Below are 17,856 nucleotides of genomic sequence, written 5' to 3'. Positions count from 1 at the left end.
TGTGAAGTGGATTTTCTCCCTAATATTGACGGCATACCACAAGAGATGAAGGAGCATGACCAGTGGGTAATGTGGAAGTTGATTTCAAAGAAAGGGGAAAATAAGCCCCGAAAGGTTCCTTATACTGTCGATAATTTCGAGGCCTCGACAGACAAACCAACAACTTGGTCCACCTTTGATGCATGCATTAAAGCTCTGGATACGGGTTTGTATCATGGCATTGGATTTGTTTTTTCTTGCGACGATGACTATGTAGGTATTGACTGGGACAACGTAAGAAACCAGGAGACAGGGGAATTTGATGAAGATATTTATCAGGAGATTCTCCTTTTAGAAAGCTATGCTGAGGTTTCCCAGAGTGGAAAGGGTGCACATGTAATCTGTAAAGGCAAGAAACCCAGTAACAATCGTTGCAGATCTGGTCCCAGAGAGATGTATGACCAAGGACGTTTCTTTGTAATGACAGGACAACACCTTCCGGAGACACCAAAAACCATTAACTATGCACCTGTTGAAGCTCTTAAAGCCATCTATGATAAAATCGACAAACCAAAAGATAATCTAAACAAGTTTCCACAGAGTGTAATTAGTGAAAGTCCCTCTATGGAAGACAATGAGATACTTTCGTTGTTATTTGGGTCTGCAATAGCAGATAAGTTTAAACCTTTGTGGGAAGGCTCTACAAGTACGTATCCGTCTGCAAGCGAAGCGGATCTGGGTATTGCTAACTACATCTCTTTTTACACACAGGACGAAAGTCAAGTTGAGAGACTCATGAGGATGTCAAGTCTTGATCGTAGTAAGTGGGATACACATCCTACTTACCTAAAGAACACCATCAAGAAGGCCATAGATGGCCTGACAGAAAAGTACACACCAGTAACAGAGAAAAGAGATCATGTTACTGAGCAATTGATAATAGAGGATATTATCAAAGCTTATCCCCAGGAAGTTTTAAAAACAGCATATGACATTCTTTACAAAGGAGATCCTGCACAGTTCATCCGAGATACATTTGGAAAGCGCCATCTTGGAGACGAGTCTATTATATGGAGTTGTTTACTTGCTGCAGCAAGTATGTTTATCTCGAATACACGGGGCCTGCATGTAAAGATATCAGGAGACAAAGGTACAGGGAAGAGTGATGCTTTTGATAAATGTATTCATCTGTTACCTCCACGTTTCATTTTAAATAGCTCAATGTCAGCTAAGAAAATGTATTATGATAAGAAGGCAACTCCTAGGAGGATTAATATTCTTGATGACGACGACTCAAATGAGGATCAAGTAAACACCATCAAGAAGATAACTTCAAACTTCCAAGAGAGAATCAAACACGGTACCGTGATCAATGGTAAGAGCATGGATCTAGAAGCACCAGAAAGACAAGTTTTTTTTATTAATAGTGTTAACGGTATCAACGATGACCAGATGGCAGACCGCTTTGTACTACTTGATACCAAAAATGATTTTAACCATCTTGAGAAAGTGGCCGATTTCATACTTGACTCCGAGGTCTGCCGATTTGACTATAGTGATTTTGATGTGCAGGTATGTAGATGCATTTACGACATCTTATCAGCTAAAGACTACGAGATTCTTATCCCTTATGCAAAGGCAATTAAGCTGGCAGATAAGACCAAACTGCGGAACATAAAAAAATTCCTAGATATGATTAGGTCATGTTGCCTCTATAAAGTCTTCCAGCGAGAGGAAAAGAACGGCGTTTATTTTGCTACACTTGAAGACTTTGAAAGAGCCATCTCTATATATTCAATGTCAGCTGACAGCAATGCTACACAGTTAACACGAAAGGAGCTTGAATATTTACAATATTTCATAGAGCAAAATAACAAAGTCAGGTATCCAACAAAAAATACGCAATATCCTGCAAGTGTCACTATTGCTCAACTAGTCAAGCACTTTGGCGTAGGAAAAACTGCAGTACGTAATATTTTGCACGGTAAGGATGGGAAGTCCGGTCTGACAAGCAAAGTCCAAATCAACTGGGAAAACACAGATAAAAAAATTGATGAAGACGAGAGGCAAAAATTAAACTCCTATCTCTATTATGGTACTGAGGACTTTAACAAGTATGCTAAGTTTGCTGTCATTGATATGAATAATCTACAAAATTGTTTGTCTAAGTTCTTTGAAGATTTTGACAAGGCATACAATGACACTCTATCACCCAGTTATCACCAGGGTATCACATCTGAAAAGGTGATAGATGAAACGATAATTGAAGACCACATTACTAATCCATATCTCCATAATATAGAAAATAGTATAGTAGTAGACGATAAAAGAGATAATACCTTATCACCAGTAGATATTTCCTTGTCTTCTAGAGAGAAGGTGACACCTCCATGTACCGAGGAGGATGCTAGCGCTTCTCCTGTCACCTTGACAAGATATCAGCTCGGTGACATTAGGTGCCAAGGTGACACTAATCTACAAGAAAATGTTTTCAAATGAGTTAGAGGTACGATGACTTGATGTTACCCATCAATAGTTAGAATGTCAAATTCAGAGGATGCACTATCTTCAAAAGTGGCAGTTCCACTTAACTGGATAAGTGATAGTGCTATAATGATAAGAGTCTGTACAATATTATAGCCTGAATTCCCGAAACAAGCACTCTCAGATTTGCTTATGCTCATTCCAAGGAATTTACTGGAATGAGCTTGATGCTTTCATTTATTGTCAAGAGATATTCGTCAATAATTCGTCAATAATTCATCAGTAATTTGGAAATAATGCGGCAATAATACGGTATTTTCTGTCAAATTAGTCTAGATTGTTCAAAAATTCTCCTTCTCTCATCACTGATTAAGTAAATAAAATTGAAAACCTGTTTACACATGTTATTTGTTCAGTATAACACTTAACTCACTAAGTGACTACAAAATAGGTTTTAAATGAGTTCATCAATTGTTATTATACACAGATAAAACTAGATTTAGATATACCACACTTCCAACATTGTCAATTAGCTCAAGAGAAGTTGGACACTCAATGTGCAGGTTGTGGCTCCAATACTGCATCTAATCAGTCACTATTGACTGACGGGCATGTAGTGCACCGGTGCGATAAGTGTTATCGAGAGTACTTTAATAGGTTTATGCCTTGTTCTAATGAGTCTACGAAAGTTGTTTCTGAAGAAAACAAAGGGCTTACTGCTTGAACTTTCACCTTATAGGAGGGCAATAGCAAAAAATCGTAGAGTTTATTAACACCCTATATAGTTTTTAGAAAGAGAATATAATATTCTAAGTAAAAAGAACACACTTATTACTTTCCACTGTAATTGGCTATTACTAAACACGGAAAAGGATGAAAATCACTAATGAATAGTAAAGTAAAACAAATCTCGTTTACTAGTTCAATTTCGCGTTCAATAAGCCACTTCAAATTGCATTTACGGGTGACGTAAAATGGCCCTGAAAAAATCCGAACTTTATTCTTCCCTCTGGTCCAGTTGTGACGAACTGCGCGGCGGTATGGACGCCAGCCAGTACAAGGACTACGTGCTTGTGCTGCTTTTCATTAAGTACGTCAGTGACAAATACGCTGGTCAGCCCTACGCACCCATTACCATTCCAACAGGTTCAAGCTTCAAGGACATGGTTGCACTCAAGGGCAAGCCGGATATCGGCGATCAGATCAACAAGAAGATAATAGGCCCTCTGGTCAGTGCCAACAAACTTTCCGACATGCCGGACTTTAACGACACCAATAAGCTTGGCAGTGGTAAGGAGCAGGTTGACAGGCTTACCAATCTCATATCGATCTTTGAGAACCCGGCACTTGACTTCTCGAAGAACCGCGCAGAAGGCGATGATATCCTTGGAGATGCCTACGAGTACCTTATGCGGCACTTTGCAACGGAGAGCGGCAAGAGCAAAGGGCAGTTCTACACGCCTGCTGAGGTTAGCCGTATTATAGCACAGATCCTTGGTATCCGTCAGGCAGAGACTACAAGCTCCACCACAGCCTATGATCCGACATGTGGTTCAGGCTCGTTGCTCTTGAAGGTCGCAGATGAGGCAAGGACAAAGATCACCCTTTATGGACAGGAGAAAGACTCTGCCACATCCGGTCTGGCCAGAATGAACATGATTCTGCACAACAACCCTGAAGCACTTATAGTTCAGGGGAATACGCTGGCTGACCCGAAGTTCAAGGACGGAGAGACGCTCAAGACCTTTGATTATGTCGTGGCAAATCCTCCCTTCAGTGACAAGCGGTGGAGTACGGGACTTGATCCGCTTAAGGACGAGCATGAGCGTTTCAAGCCTTTCGGAGTCCCTCCTGCCAAGCAGGGAGATTATGCCTACCTGCTCCACATTGTTCGCTCACTTAAGAGTACGGGTAAAGGTGCCTGTATCCTGCCGCACGGTGTGTTGTTCCGTGGTAACGCTGAGGCTGACATCCGGCGCGCGCTGGTGCGCAAGGGATACATCAAGGGTATTATAGGCCTTCCTGCGAACCTCTTCTATGGTACTGGTATCCCTGCTTGTATTATTGTCATTGACAAGGAGAATGCACACAACCGCAAGGGAATCTTCATGATAGATGCAAGTGCCGGTTTCATGAAGGACGGACCCAAGAACCGCCTGCGTTCCCAGGATATACATAAGATCGTGGATGTTTTCACAAAACAGACTGAAGTCCCTAAATATTCACGTATGGTAAGCCTTGAGGAGATCGAGAAGAATGAGTTCAATCTTAACCTCCCGCGTTACATTGACAGTCAGCAGGCTGAGGACCTGCAGGACATCGAAGGCCACTTGCATGGAGGTATCCCCTGTGCTGATATCGATGCTCTCAAGCGTTACTGGGATGTCTGCCCGCACCTTCGTGTGGCTCTGTTCAGGGATATGCGGCCTGGATACCTAGAACTTACTGTGGATAAGTCTGCTATCAAATCCACGATATATGAACACCCGGAGTTTGCTGCCTTCATTGCCGGGATGAATGTACACTTTGCCCAGTGGCGTGAAAGATTCTCTGCCATGCTGAAGCAGTTGAAAGCTGAAAACCATCCCAAGGAGATCATAGCTGAACTTTCTGAGGGCCTGCTGGCACATTACACAGGTAAGCCGCTGATCAACCACTATGATGTGTATCAGCACCTGATGGACTATTGGGCTGAGACCATGCAGGATGACTGCTATATGATCTCCGCCGATGGCTGGAAGGCCCAGACCTACCGCATCATCGAGAAGGACAAGAAGGGCAAGGAGAAGGACAAGGGCTGGACATGCGACCTTGTTCCCAAGGAGCTTATCGTGGCCCGTTATTTTTCTAAAGAGCAGGAGGAAATCGACCGGCTCACAGCCGAACTGGAAAGTGTTACTGCCAGCAGGACTGAACTGGAAGAGGAGCAAGGCGGGGAAGAAGGTGCCTTTTCTGAACTCGACAAGGTGAACAAGGCAAGTGTCAGCGCCCGCCTGAAGGAGATCAAAGGTGACCGGGAGGCTAAGGATGAAGCTGCAGTGCTTAATGAATGGCTGAAACTAGCCAACGATGAGGCAGACCTGAGAAAGAAGGTCAAGGATGCAGAGGCAGCCCTCGATGCAAAAGCCTATTCACAGTATCCTAGGCTCTCAGAGGACGAGATCAAGTCGCTGGTAGTTGATGATAAATGGCTCTCTGCATTGGATGCTGCTGTCCACGGAGAGATGGATCGAATTAGCCAGTCTCTGACTCAGCGTGTGAAAGAGCTGTCAGAGAGGTATGAAACTCCGCTGCCACAGATGACCGAGCGTGTGGCTGAGCTGGAGGCTAAAGTAAAAGGACACCTGGAGAGGATGGGATTCAAGATATGAGCGAAGGTAATGACTACGGCTTCAAGCAACTGGTCAATCTCTGTATGCAGACGCATCAGGAGATGCAGCGGCGTGCGGGGCGCTCCGTGGATATACATCTGGTGATACGCAACTGGCTTTTTGGATGGTATATAGTAGAGTATGAGCAAAACGGAGGGGACAGGGCAGAATATGGTGCTGGCCTCATGAAGCAGTTGTCCGACGAACTAGGAGAACAACTAGGGCGAGGCTTTTCTGTCAGAACTCTTGAACAATGCCGGAAGTTCTACCTGATGCAGAGAAAGATTTCGCAGACAATGTCTGCGGAATTCGGAATAGAAGATGCAAAACTCCTGTCTGAAGGATTGCTGCCAATATCGCAGACACCGTCTGCGATATCTGAGTGGACTGTTTTGAAAGCAGATTCATGGCAGAATGTTATGATGGAGTTGCTTAAGCGCTTCTCTCTTGGCTGGTCACATTATGTGACTCTGATGACTATTGAGAATAATAATGAGCGCCGTTTCTATGAGATAGAGGCCACGCAGAACCACTGGAGCGTGCGGGAACTGGAGCGGCAGATCTCAAGTTCGCTTTACGAACGGCTGGCTCTGAGCCGCAACAAGGAAGAGATACGCAGGCTCGCAGAACAGGGGCTTGTGGTTGAGAAGGCGGTGGACCTGATCAAGAATCCTCTGGTCCTTGAATTCCTTGGTCTTGAGGAGCGACCCTACTGGTCAGAGAACGACCTGGAATCTGCTATCATCGACAGGCTGGAAACTTTCCTGCTGGAGCTTGGCAAAGGCTTCCTTTTCGAGGGCCGACAGAAGCGCTTTACCTTCGACAATGACCACTTCTACGTAGACCTTGTTTTCTACAACCGGCTCCTGCGCTGCTACGTGCTTATTGACCTGAAGCGTGACAAGCTCACCCACCAGGACCTTGGCCAGATGCAGATGTATGTGAACTACTTTGACCGCCATGTTAAGACCGCCGACGAACTCCCCACCATCGGCATTATCCTCTGCCGCCGTAAGAACGATGCACTGGTCGAACTGACCCTGCCAAAAGAAGCTAACATCTTCGCCCCTAAATACCAGCTCTACCTTCCGTCCAAGGCGGAATTGAAGGCGCAGCTGGAGAAGATAGAGAAAGAATTGGAGGCAAGTACACATGACCTCTGAATGCGTTGCTGAGAGCATCCCGGCCGGATACAAGCAGACTGAGATGGGAGTGATACCGGAGGATTGGCAAACTCCTACTCTTGGCAGTCTGACAGTACTAATGACTAATGGTTTTGTTGGAACTGCTACGACACATTATGCAAGTAATGATAATGGAATTCTCTACATCCAAGGCTACAATGTGGAAGAGAATTCGTTTAACTTTCACGGAATAAAGTTTGTGACTGAAGATTTTCACAACGCACACATGAAATCATGTTTAAAAGGCGGTGATTTGCTCACTGTGCAGACTGGAGACGTGGGGCTGACCACAATCGTCCCAGAATCGTTAGCAGGTTCAAATTGTCATGCACTAATCATTTCAAGGTTTGACAAAAGAAAATCATTTTCAGCATTCATTTCTTATTACCTCAACAGTAAACCCGGCCGCTCTCGTCTAAAGCTAATTGAAACTGGAACGACAATGAAACATTTGAATGTTGGAGACATGCTTCATTTCACAGTTCCACTTCCACCAGCCATAGCCGAACAAGAAGCCATCGCCCAAGCACTAAGCGATGCTGATGCCCTCATCGAATCACTGGAACAGCTCATCGCCAAGAAACGCCAGATTAAGCAGGGTGCTATGCAGGAGTTGCTGACGGGGAAGAGGCGGCTGCCGGGATTTGAGATTAAAAGGGGATACAAGCAGACAGAATTGGGACTCGTCCCAGAAGATTGGGAATGTGTAGAATCTGCTGTAGTTGTTACTTATTTTGGTGGAAATGCTTTTAAAAGTGAGGCTACAGTGCCAAATGGAGTTCGCTGGTTGAAAATAGCTAATGTTGGCAAAAGAAAGATAATGTGGAATGAAATCTCTTTTTTACCTTCATCCTACATTAGAGAGTACCAATCTTATTTGCTTCAAAAAGGCGATGTAGTTATGGCTCTTACTCGTCCCATTTTAGATGGTGAGCTAAAAATTGCAAAACTGACTAGTAATGACTTACCATGCTTACTCAACCAACGAGTAGCAAAAATAGTTACTAAACATACCGCTAATTTGAATTTTATTTACTATGAATTGCAGATGTCCCGTTTTGTTGAGGCTATGAATGAAGCAATGGCAGGAACAGATCCGCCGAATATCGGTGCGAAAACTCTTGGAAAGATACTATTGCCATTGCCATCCACTCTTGCAGAACAAGAAGCAATAGCATGTATTCTCTCTGATATGGATGCTGAGATTACCATGCTTGAGGAGGAACTCGAAAAGAGCCGTAGTATCAAACAGGGTATGATGCAGGAGCTACTCGTAGGGAAGATTCGATTAGTATGAGTGCAGAATGTGTTACCGAGAGTATCCCCCAGGGATATAAGCAGACTGAGATTGGAGTCATACCAAAGGATTGGACTGTAAGAAGAGTTGGAGAAGTTTGTGATTTCATAGTTCCTGGGCGTAATAAACCGCGAAATTTCGATGGTGAAATACCTTGGATTACGATACCTGATTTGGATAATGGAAGAAACGTAACTAGTTCTAGAATAGGTTTATGTATTTCGAGAGATGAGGCACGATCTATAGGCTCAAAAGTTGTTCCAAGTGGTTCGGTTTTGATGTCATGTGCTGGAGAGCTTGGCATTACAGCAATTACTACTAATGAAATTGTGATTAATCAACAGTTACATGCTTTTATCCCTACTTCACAAATAAATGCATCATTCCTATTGAATGTCATTCCAGCACAAAGATTCCAGATTGAAGGTTTGGCAACCAAAACATCTGTTTCTTACTTAAATAAAAATAATTGTAATTCAATACAGATTCCAGTTCCGCCTGTGGCTGAACAAGAAGCCATTGCCCAAGCACTAACCGATGCTGGTACACTTATCGAATCACTGGAGCAGCTAATCGCCAAGAAACTCCAGATCAAGCAGGGTGCTATGCAGGAGTTACTCCGTCCAAAGCAAGGAGATATCATACGATTGCTACGAGAAGTGTCCTCCTTGAAAGGACGAATTGGATGGCAGGGATTGAAGCAAATAGAGTTCACTACCAATGAAGAAGATCCATTCTTAATCACAGGTATGAACTTCAAAGACGGAGCAATTAGGTGGAACGACGTGTATCACGTTTCTGAATCCCGCTATGAAATTGCAAGTGATATTCAACTAAGACCTTCTGATGTGCTCATGACTAAAGACGGCACAATCGGCAAAGTTCTTTACATCGACACAATTCCCTACCCACACAAAGCCTCACTTAACAGCCATTTGCTTCTTTTCCGTCCAATCAAAGATAGCTACAATCCGAAGTATTTGTATTATCAATTGTGCTCTCAGCGGTTCAAAAGTTTCGTCGAGGAAAGTAAATCCGGAACTACATTTTTTGGACTATCACAAGCCGCTGTGGGAAATTATCCAGTACTGCTACCATCAATGGATAACCAGGTTCGCATAGCCACCGTCCTTTCAGACATGGATGCGGAGATCGCCGCGCTGGAAGAGAAACTTGAAAAGAGCCGCAGGGTGAAGCAGGGAATGATGCGGGAGCTGCTTACAGGGAGGATTCGATTGGTATGAAAGAGAATCAGCAGGTTGAATGGATAGAATGCTGTAGCATACAGCCTCTAGAATATGATTTTTGGATGGCAGGTTTCATGCTGACGTTCCAGGCAAATCCTGCCCATATGCGTACAACCTTTCTTGATTGGGGCAGTACTGTCCCAATCGCTACCCCAAATACTATCCCAATTACTACCAGAGACAGGATGATGTCCATGATCCGGGCAAAACCTGATTTCTTAGCATTGGAGGCACAGTAATGAAAATCGGCCAGCCTGAACGAGTCACCCAGAACCGCATCGTTTCCCTTTTCCGGGACGAACTTAACTATCGTTACCTTGGGGACTGGACCGACCGCGACAACAACAGCAACATCGAGGAAGGACTGCTCGGCACATGGCTGGAAAAGAACGGCTACACCAAAAAGCAGATCGGTATGGCACTGTACCGCGTGCGCACAGAAGCTGACAATCACAGCCGGAGTCTTTACGGCAATAACCAGGCTATCTACAACCTGCTGCGCTATGGTGTGCCTGTGAAGACTGAGGTGGATGAATGTACAGAGAGTGTTCAGCTCATTAACTGGCAGGAGCCGGAGAAGAACGACTTCGCAATTGCCGAGGAGGTCACGCTACGGGGCAATCACGAGCGTCGGCCTGATATCGTGCTCTATGTTAACGGTATTGCAGTAGGGGTGCTGGAGCTGAAGAACAGCAGGGTGAGTATCGGAGATGGCATCAGGCAGAATATCTCCAACCAGAAGCCTGAGTTCAACGAATGGTTCTTCAGTACCGTACAGTTCATCTTTGCAGGCAACGATTCCGAGGGCTTAAGATACGGCACGATCGGCACACCTGAGAAGTACTTCCTCAAATGGAAAGAAGACGAGGAGGACGACAGCCGGTTCAAGCTCGACAAATACCTGTTGAAGATGTGCCGTAAGGACCGGCTCATCGAGCTGATGTATGACTTCGTGCTCTTTGATGGCGGTGTCAAGAAACTGCCCAGGGTGCACCAGTATTTCGGTGTCAAGGCTGCACAGAGGCATGTAAGGCAGCACAAGAGCGGTATAATCTGGCACACCCAGGGCAGTGGTAAAAGTATTGTCATGGTACTTCTGGCTAAATGGATATTGGAAAACAATCCCAACGCTAGGGTTGTCATTGTCACAGATCGCGATGAACTGGACAAGCAGATCGAGGGAGTGTTCAGGGAAGCCGGCGAGAAGATCAGGCGCACCACCAGTGGCCAGGAGCTTCTGAACCTGCTCGGCCAGGCAACACCACGCCTGATATGCTCCCTGGTCCACAAGTTCGGTCGTAAGGGAGTTGATGATTTCGATGCTTTCATCAGGGACCTGAAGGCACAGCCAAGCAAAACTGTGGGAGAGGTCTTCATCTTCGTGGATGAATGCCATCGTACCCAGAGTGGAAAACTGAACACAACCATGAAGGCGATAATGCCTAATGCAGTCTTCATAGGCTTCACCGGCACACCGCTGCTCAAGAAGGACAAGCAGACAAGCCTGGAAGTCTTCGGCGGCTACATCCACACCTACAAGTTCTGCGAGGCTGTAGAGGACAAGGTAGTGCTTGACCTAGTCTACGAAGCGCGCGATATCGACCAGCGCCTTGGCTCAGGGGAGAAAATCGACGCATGGTTCGAGGCAAAGACAAAGGGCCTTAATGATTGGCAGAAGGATGAGCTGAAGAATCACTGGGGTACCATGCAGAAGGTGCTCAGCTCACGCTCCCGAATGGACCGAGTGGTGAGCGACATAATATTTGATTTCAATGTAAAGCCTCGCCTGTCCAGCGAACGTGGCAATGCCATACTTGTGGCATCAAGCATCTATGAGGCCTGCAAGTACTTCTCCCTGTTCCAGAAAACACTTTTTAAAGGCAGATGTGCCGTGGTGACATCCTACAACCCACAGACACAGGATGTGACAAAAGAGGATACCGGTGCCAACACCGAGACCGAGAAACAGTTCCTCTACAACACCTATACAGAGCTTCTCAAGGACATCGATACCGCGCCAAGCATGACAAAGACCGAGACCTACGAAGAGAGGGCAAAAGCCCTGTTTACCAAGGAACCGGCAAACATGAAGTTGCTTATCGTGGTAGACAAACTCCTCACCGGCTTTGATGCACCACCATGCACCTATCTCTATATTGACAAGTCAATGAGGGATCATGGGCTTTTCCAGGCGATCTGCCGCACTAACCGGCTTGACGGCGAGGACAAGGACTTTGGCTACATCGTGGACTACAAGGACCTTTTCAAGAACCTTGTCAACGACAAGGGCACAGGAGCCCTTCAGGTTTACTCTTCCGAACTGGACCACAGCGCAGGCGGTGCCAATCCAGAGGTTTTAATGCAGGATCGCCTCAAGAAAGGCAGGGAACGTCTTGATAATGCGCTGGAGGAACTTTTCCTGTTATGCGAGCCTGTAGAACCACCAAAAGGCGAGCTCGAGCACATTCATTACTTCTGCGGCAACACTGAGATACCAACTGACCTGCAGGAACGTGAGACACAGCGTGCAGCCCTCTACAAGGCCACAGCCTCACTGGTCCGTGCCTTCGCCAACATTTCTGACGAACTGGAGTCTGCCGGGTACAGTGAAGCAGGTATAGCCCGCATAAGACAACAGATAGACTATTACCTGAACATCCGTGAGATAATACGCCGTGCCAGTGGCGAAACACTCGACCTGAAAGCCTACGAGGCTGATATGCGTCATCTCATCGACACTTACATAGAGGCAGCCGAGCCCAGGAAAGTCTCATCCTTTGACACTATCCCGCTCCTTGAGCTTATTGTAAAAAGTGGCATCAACAAAGCCATCGATACCCAGCTAAACGGACTGAAAGGAAACAAAAATGCCATCGCAGAGACCATTGAGAACAATGTCCGCAGCAGGATAATTAAGGAACACCTGAACGACCCTGCCTTCTATGAGAAGATGTCAGCTCTCTTGGACGAGATAATAGCAGCCAGGAAGGCCAAAGCGATAGAGTATGAAGAATACCTGCGGCAGATTGCCGAGCTTGTAAAGAAAGTCGAGGCAGGACATGAGGATAACACACCCCAGCAGCTCAAGGCAAGCCCTGCACTGCGTGCGCTCTATAATAATCTGCAGCCCTTCAGGGAAAACTCTGCTATCTTGGCAGAAGGGATCTCAGCATATGCATCTTCAGAAGACTTTGTTCTTGATCTTGCAATAAAGATCGATGAAACTGTGAGAAGTGTCAGGTCAGATGATTGGCGAGGTGTGGAACCGCGGGAAAGGACCATTAAGCAAGCTTTGTATGAAATCCTGCAAAATACGGATGAAGTGGAGCGTATCTTCCTTATAATCAAAGCGCAGAAGGAATACTGATGGTCACTCAGATCCAACTGGGAGAGATTACAGCAGACGTAGTCTTCAAGGATATTAAGAACATACACCTAAGTGTTTACCCACCCACTGGAAAAGTCAGAATATCTGCTCCTTTAAGGATGGACATAGACAAAATTCGCATCTTTGCAATTTCTAAACTTGGATGGATAAAACAGCAACAGAAAAAGCTCCAGGAACAGGAGCGAGAAACTCCACGCGAGTATCTAGACCGTGAGAGTCATTATGTATGGGGGAAACGTTACCTGCTTGAGGTTCTTGAAGTAGATGAAGCACCATCTGTTGAGTTGAAGCACAAAAAGATGATTTTAAGAGTACGTCCCGGAGCTGATGAGAACAAGAAACAGGAAGTTATCGATGCATGGTATCGGGAACAACTCAGGAAAGCTGCATTGCCCTTGATCGCCAAATGGGAGAAGCTAATGGGCATTAAAGTGGAACGTTTACTCATAAGAAGGATGAAAACAAAGTGGGGAAGCTGTAATCCTAAGGCAGGTAATATTTTACTTAACACAGAACTTGCTAAGAAGCCATCTGAATGTCTAGAATATATTGTAGTGCACGAGTTATCTCATCTTCTGGAACCAACACATAACTCAAACTTTATCGTTCTCATGGACAGATTCATGCCGAAATGGCAGTTTTATAAGAACAAGTTAAATCAGTTGCCAGTTAGCCATGTGAACTGGATTTACTGATACGTTTGAAAATATATCTTGGCTTGACAAGCTAACTATTAAAACTCCGTCTTTGGAATTGGTACAGAAACTAGAGACTGGTAACTGGTTATATGGGAAGAAAAATTAAATGTGTCCCTGCTGTGAACTTAATAGGGCCAATACTTGGATAAACTGCCCGTAGGACTGCGGAAGATACGTAAAGACATAACCAAGCCATATCCTGCTGACATAGCCAGATTAGTCTTATATATACAATGCAAAACCAGCAATCGACCCATAATTCATTATTATTTATATGTACTGTTAGTTGTTCATCATTTGCTTCTTAAAGTCTTGGATGCTCTTGGAACATTTGTCAAGTTTATTGCATCGATAATGTTTCTTCTTTTCTTCCCATTTAACTGAGTCTTTATCCATTTCATATATCTTATAGGTCTCTTGTAAGATGCTATGAATCATTAAAGCAAATTGTGCCTTATCTTCTTTGTTTTCAACTGTAGAAGGAATTCCAGCACTTATCCTGCCGTCTGCAGAAATCTTAAAAGAATACTTAGCATCTTTATGGTTAAATGTTACTTCTGCACCATTTACAAAACCATAAATTGCAAGCATAATTTGAGCTTGAATATGATCAGTAACATTACTGTTTGAGCTTACAGCGCCACTTAGATTCGTTTTTTCAAACTCACTTGATATAGCCTTTACACTTTCAACTTTCAAGTGATTGGTAATCTTCATTCCTTCAATATCATGTTTATATGCAAGCCAGAAAAGAAAATCGGTTGAATATTCTACAGATTTTGGTTCTGCAAGAATATTAATTGCAGAAAACATTTTTTTTCTTACTAACCCATTTATCTTGGAATCGCTTGCAGTTGAAACAATGAGTATCTTTTTGTCTTTATAAAAATAGCATCCCACGGAATCTGGAACTTGCACGTTATAATTAACTACACGAGATGCCTTTGAATCATTTACAAAACGTGTGTACACAAAAGATATCGTTTTCCCATCGTTGATATATGGATAGTCTGTGAGCCAACCTTCTTTTTGTTCCTTCAAATTTCCATTAAACTGCTTTAATGTTTTCTCAATTTGATCGTATTCTAAGTTTTTGTCAATAGAATATGCTTTAAAGTTTATACCTTTGCTCCATAATGGAATTATATCTGCTATAGAAGTCATTAGAATCATCCGTTATATGGTAATATTTCAATTGACTGTTTGCACAATTCAAACTTTATTATGCATCGAAGATATTTAGACTTAGGTCCGATATATATTTTTAGGTGTAAAAAGTCTTTCCCAACAAAACTTGTATTAGATTCCAGAAAAGTATTTAATGTTAATTGTCTTCTACCAGTTAGCTTTATTTTTGCTTGAGCTACTTTGCTTTGTAACTTATCCTCAGATTCAACTTTCTTGAATTCCGTATAATCTCTTTCCATATCAATATTGGTTCCGATGGGATATTCCCATTTTAAGAATGTATCAAATCCAATGAATCCAAGAAACCGAAGCCATATGCTATTCTCTTTTTCTTTACTAATTGTTAACTCTATAGTTTCCTGATTTTCGAATACCCTTTTAGATAAATCGAGAGACATAGGCTTACTTGGAATTCGATATTGAATTAAAAATGCATTTTTTACAATTGAGTTATACATTACTATTATAACAAAAATCAAAGACAGTATCATCTTTATTAAATACTCATATTTTGTGATTAGGGGACTCATATCTGAGATATCATCGACAAAAGACACGACACCCCAAACAACCACTAACAAAGTCAAGAAATCACTTAGAGACTCAATGATTGACTTAATCATGATTGTTCTCAAGTCCCGTTTTTAGCATTGTAAGGAGTTCTTCTTTTTTATTATTGAAACTCTGAAGATCACCTGAATAGTTTATATAGCCACGTCTAGAAAAGATGAGAGTTTCTCCATCTATACAAAATCCCACCCGTATGAAAATCGCTCTTTCATTTTCAGCGAAATAGGATTTAACCTGATCTATCTCATTAAATCTGTCTTCATCACCTGTAGAATCGCGTATTATCGCATAGTAAAAATCCATTTTTTTTTCTTGACAGTAAGAAATGATATTTCTGAAAAATCTATTGTCTAATATCTTACCATTATAGACTACTTTTGGTCTAGAAGTAAAAAATGATTTTCTTGCTTCGAGTGATTTAAGCGTACACTTATATGTTTCTACAAACTCTGTAACATTAGTTTCATTTTCGTGACTTGAATCTTCAGATCCATAGGATAAATTAGAACTCTCTGCTAGCAAGCCAAAAAGATTATTCATGAGTGGAATATAAAGAGTATTATTCTTCTTGCAACATTTTTTAATATCATCTTCTAAGCTGACATCTTCAAATATTGCTAACTTCATCAGCATATATATACATCCACCATAACAATAACACCACAAGAATTACTACACTTTTTTCTTTAACTTTTAAGTTGTATTTTAATCTGTTTGTCATTTTCTCCAAGAGAATCTACATATATTATGCAATATTAAATATATTAGTCTTATTGTATTATCTATTGATTAAACGTTTAATATTTTAAATGAAGCTTCAATATTAGGTAATAATCCTCCTTTCAGAAAATGCACTTTTCCCTTGGCCTTATAATATTCAGAAAAGGGTTACTTCTATCCTGTAGAGGCCGAAGTTTTTCTGATAGAGAAGATAAAGTACACTAAATCTTTGATATTATTGTCAGAGCATTATCATATAGAGAATGTTCTCGTTTTTTGAGATATCATACTATAATGTTAAAATAAGACTACGGAAGGTAATTTACGAGTCATGGGGATTCATTGTCTATATATCTCGAGGAGATTATCTTTACTATTGTTCTAAATTAACTGAAAACACCATCAAACTAGGACTATCTAAACTATTTTAGTGGACTCGGCGGGATTTGAACCCGCGGCCTTTACGTTGCGAACGTAACGATCTACCCCTGATCTACAAGCCCAGATCTGGTCGGAATGAGTAGTGGTTAAAAAAGGTAAAAAAAGAGGCTTAAACAGGTCTGCCGACTTCGGTGACCGTTACGCTCTCAACGCCTTCGACAGCTGCAAGGGCCTCTTCGACCTGCTCGGTGCCGCCTTCAAGGTCGCCTACAAGCACTACCATTATAATGGCCTTCAGGCCAAAGGCAATGGGTTCTTCCTTGGAGGTACCGAACTGTGAACCCTCAGGCAAGGCTGCTACGAGCCTCTCTTTGAGATCATTGAGGTCGGTCTCTACGGAAACCGGCATGATCCTTATGGTTGCTGCTACATCTCCCATTCAGTCCACCTCACGGGCCTACAAAGCCGCATTTCGGGCAGGTGTACGGGTTGCTCTGCTGTCTGCAGCTCTCACATCTTCCAAGTTCCCTGCCGCATACAGGGCATGGGAAGCGTGCAAATCCGGCTTCTACAAGCCTCTTGTTGCAGGAAGTACAGTTCTCAACTTTGTTTACCATTTAAACTCTCCTTTAAGCGTGATATCTGATCAATATAATACTGAAAAATTCAGCATGTCGATGATTTCAGTACATACGCAGTATATAATTTAAATATTCCCCTTGATGTAAGTCCCCACTACATCTTTTCCGAGAACGGCATCAATTACCCTTTCAGGGTGAAGGCCGTTCACTATAAGGCAGTCCATATTGTTCTCCTTCAGGAACAGAGGTAAAGCCCTGTCCACGCAGGTAGCGCCCATCTTCATGACCTCATCAGCTGTCAGGAACTGCTGCACCACATCCTCGGCGTAGATCCCGTCCACATCAGTGACCTTCACAAAGAGCGGGGCTCCGAACTGTCTGGCTATCCAGGCGGCGATGGTATCTGCGGTTACATCCCATGAATGCGGGAGCTCATCCCTCTCCCTCAGTATCCTGTATGGAAGTAACATCCTCACACCGTAGGGAATGCCATCAAGTGACCCGGTAATATCAATCCCGGTCTTGTCATGGATATAATACCCATACTGTTCCATTGCAAGTATGGCCATCCAGTGAGCTGCTTCATCGCTTATCCTATGTTTCTCACTGGCGGAACGGACAGCATTAGCAAAGATACCTCCTCCCGGTATCACGAGAATTGATGTGCACTCCTTATCGTTGCATGCTCCGAACCTTGCCTGCAGCGCTTTTATTACCGGCAGGGAGTCATCCATGAGGCTGCCCCCGAGCTTCACCACGATCCTCATG

13 protein-coding genes and 1 tRNA gene are annotated in these 17,856 nt (G+C 43.4%); 7 read left to right on the top strand and 7 right to left on the bottom strand.

Annotated elements, in window-relative coordinates:
• The first annotated feature begins 6 nt into the window (after positions 1 to 6).
• From PV02_RS08030 to PV02_RS08000, 7 genes are all read left to right on the top strand, one after another.
• On the top strand, positions 7 to 2,478 hold the full coding sequence (locus PV02_RS08030; protein WP_256622858.1) for a phage NrS-1 polymerase family protein: 2,472 nt from the start codon (positions 7 to 9) through the stop codon (positions 2,476 to 2,478).
• A gap of 959 nt (positions 2,479 to 3,437) precedes the next feature.
• Entirely contained in the window at positions 3,438 to 5,834 is a 2,397-nt protein-coding gene (locus PV02_RS08025; protein WP_256622857.1) for a type I restriction-modification system subunit M, read from the top strand.
• Positions 5,831 to 6,997 carry a PDDEXK nuclease domain-containing protein gene (locus tag PV02_RS08020; protein ID WP_256622856.1) on the top strand — a complete coding sequence of 389 codons (1,167 nt, stop codon included), beginning with the start codon at positions 5,831 to 5,833 and terminating at the stop codon, positions 6,995 to 6,997. The genes PV02_RS08025 and PV02_RS08020 overlap by 4 nt, the downstream gene beginning before the upstream one ends.
• Positions 6,987 to 8,315: a restriction endonuclease subunit S gene (locus tag PV02_RS08015; RefSeq protein ID WP_256622855.1), complete on the top strand. Its 1,329-nt coding sequence runs from the start codon at positions 6,987 to 6,989 to the stop codon at positions 8,313 to 8,315. Before PV02_RS08020 ends, PV02_RS08015 begins: the two co-directional genes overlap by 11 nt.
• A complete protein-coding gene (locus tag PV02_RS08010; RefSeq protein WP_256622854.1) occupies positions 8,312 to 9,559 on the top strand; it encodes a restriction endonuclease subunit S in 1,248 nt (415 codons plus the stop codon). Before PV02_RS08015 ends, PV02_RS08010 begins: the two co-directional genes overlap by 4 nt.
• 241 nt (positions 9,560 to 9,800) lie before the next feature.
• Positions 9,801 to 12,929, top strand: a complete 3,129-nt coding sequence (locus PV02_RS08005; protein WP_256622853.1) for a type I restriction endonuclease subunit R — start codon at positions 9,801 to 9,803, stop codon at positions 12,927 to 12,929.
• The gene (locus PV02_RS08000) at positions 12,929 to 13,645 is read left to right on the top strand and encodes a M48 family metallopeptidase (RefSeq protein WP_256622852.1); all 717 of its coding nucleotides are present in this window, start codon (positions 12,929 to 12,931) and stop codon (positions 13,643 to 13,645) included. Before PV02_RS08005 ends, PV02_RS08000 begins: the two co-directional genes overlap by 1 nt.
• Positions 13,646 to 13,930: 285 nt before the next feature.
• Here the strand turns inward: PV02_RS08000 and PV02_RS07995 are convergent, their stop codons facing one another.
• The 7 genes from PV02_RS07995 to PV02_RS07965 all read right to left on the bottom strand — a co-directional run bounded on the left by PV02_RS07995 (position 13,931) and on the right by PV02_RS07965 (position 17,855).
• Positions 13,931 to 14,812 carry a hypothetical protein gene (locus PV02_RS07995; RefSeq protein WP_256622851.1) on the bottom strand — a complete coding sequence of 294 codons (882 nt, stop codon included), beginning with the start codon at positions 14,810 to 14,812 and terminating at the stop codon, positions 13,931 to 13,933.
• 5 nt (positions 14,813 to 14,817) lie between these two features.
• The gene (locus PV02_RS07990; protein WP_256622850.1) at positions 14,818 to 15,234 is read right to left on the bottom strand and encodes a hypothetical protein; all 417 of its coding nucleotides are present in this window, start codon (positions 15,232 to 15,234) and stop codon (positions 14,818 to 14,820) included.
• 217 nt (positions 15,235 to 15,451) lie between these two features.
• Positions 15,452 to 16,033 (bottom strand): hypothetical protein, encoded by a 582-nt coding sequence (locus PV02_RS07985; RefSeq protein ID WP_256622849.1) that lies wholly within the window; start codon positions 16,031 to 16,033, stop codon positions 15,452 to 15,454.
• 524 nt (positions 16,034 to 16,557) lie between these two features.
• A tRNA-Ala gene (locus PV02_RS07980) sits at positions 16,558 to 16,629 on the bottom strand.
• 47 nt (positions 16,630 to 16,676) lie between these two features.
• Entirely contained in the window at positions 16,677 to 16,946 is a 270-nt protein-coding gene (locus PV02_RS07975) for an elongation factor 1-beta (protein WP_256622848.1), read from the bottom strand.
• 10 nt (positions 16,947 to 16,956) lie between these two features.
• Positions 16,957 to 17,124 carry a zinc finger domain-containing protein gene (locus PV02_RS07970; RefSeq protein WP_256622847.1) on the bottom strand — a complete coding sequence of 56 codons (168 nt, stop codon included), beginning with the start codon at positions 17,122 to 17,124 and terminating at the stop codon, positions 16,957 to 16,959.
• An 89-nt stretch (positions 17,125 to 17,213) separates the two neighbouring features.
• Positions 17,214 to 17,855 carry an amino acid kinase family protein gene (locus PV02_RS07965; RefSeq protein ID WP_256622846.1) on the bottom strand — a complete coding sequence of 214 codons (642 nt, stop codon included), beginning with the start codon at positions 17,853 to 17,855 and terminating at the stop codon, positions 17,214 to 17,216.
• Between the last annotated feature and the right edge of the window lies 1 nt (position 17,856).

The organism is Methanolobus chelungpuianus (genome assembly GCF_024500045.1).
Taxonomy (GTDB): domain Archaea; phylum Halobacteriota; class Methanosarcinia; order Methanosarcinales; family Methanosarcinaceae; genus Methanolobus; species Methanolobus chelungpuianus.
The sequence above is the reverse complement of the archived record's forward strand: the minus strand, read 5'-3'. Positions and strand labels throughout refer to the sequence as shown.

Coding starts and splice junctions, on each gene's coding strand:
- PV02_RS08010 (WP_256622854.1), top strand. CDS start 8,312: ATGAGTGCAGAATGTGTTACCGAGAGTATCCCCCAGGGATATAAGCAG.
- PV02_RS08000 (WP_256622852.1), top strand. CDS start 12,929: ATGGTCACTCAGATCCAACTGGGAGAGATTACAGCAGACGTAGTCTTC.
- PV02_RS08020 (WP_256622856.1), top strand. CDS start 5,831: ATGAGCGAAGGTAATGACTACGGCTTCAAGCAACTGGTCAATCTCTGT.
- PV02_RS08015 (WP_256622855.1), top strand. CDS start 6,987: ATGACCTCTGAATGCGTTGCTGAGAGCATCCCGGCCGGATACAAGCAG.
- PV02_RS07990 (WP_256622850.1), bottom strand. CDS start 15,234: ATGTCTCTCGATTTATCTAAAAGGGTATTCGAAAATCAGGAAACTATA.
- PV02_RS07995 (WP_256622851.1), bottom strand. CDS start 14,812: ATGACTTCTATAGCAGATATAATTCCATTATGGAGCAAAGGTATAAAC.
- PV02_RS07970 (WP_256622847.1), bottom strand. CDS start 17,124: ATGGTAAACAAAGTTGAGAACTGTACTTCCTGCAACAAGAGGCTTGTA.
- PV02_RS07975 (WP_256622848.1), bottom strand. CDS start 16,946: ATGGGAGATGTAGCAGCAACCATAAGGATCATGCCGGTTTCCGTAGAG.
- PV02_RS08025 (WP_256622857.1), top strand. CDS start 3,438: ATGGCCCTGAAAAAATCCGAACTTTATTCTTCCCTCTGGTCCAGTTGT.
- PV02_RS07965 (WP_256622846.1), bottom strand. CDS start 17,855: ATGAGGATCGTGGTGAAGCTCGGGGGCAGCCTCATGGATGACTCCCTG.
- PV02_RS07985 (WP_256622849.1), bottom strand. CDS start 16,033: ATGAAGTTAGCAATATTTGAAGATGTCAGCTTAGAAGATGATATTAAA.
- PV02_RS08005 (WP_256622853.1), top strand. CDS start 9,801: ATGAAAATCGGCCAGCCTGAACGAGTCACCCAGAACCGCATCGTTTCC.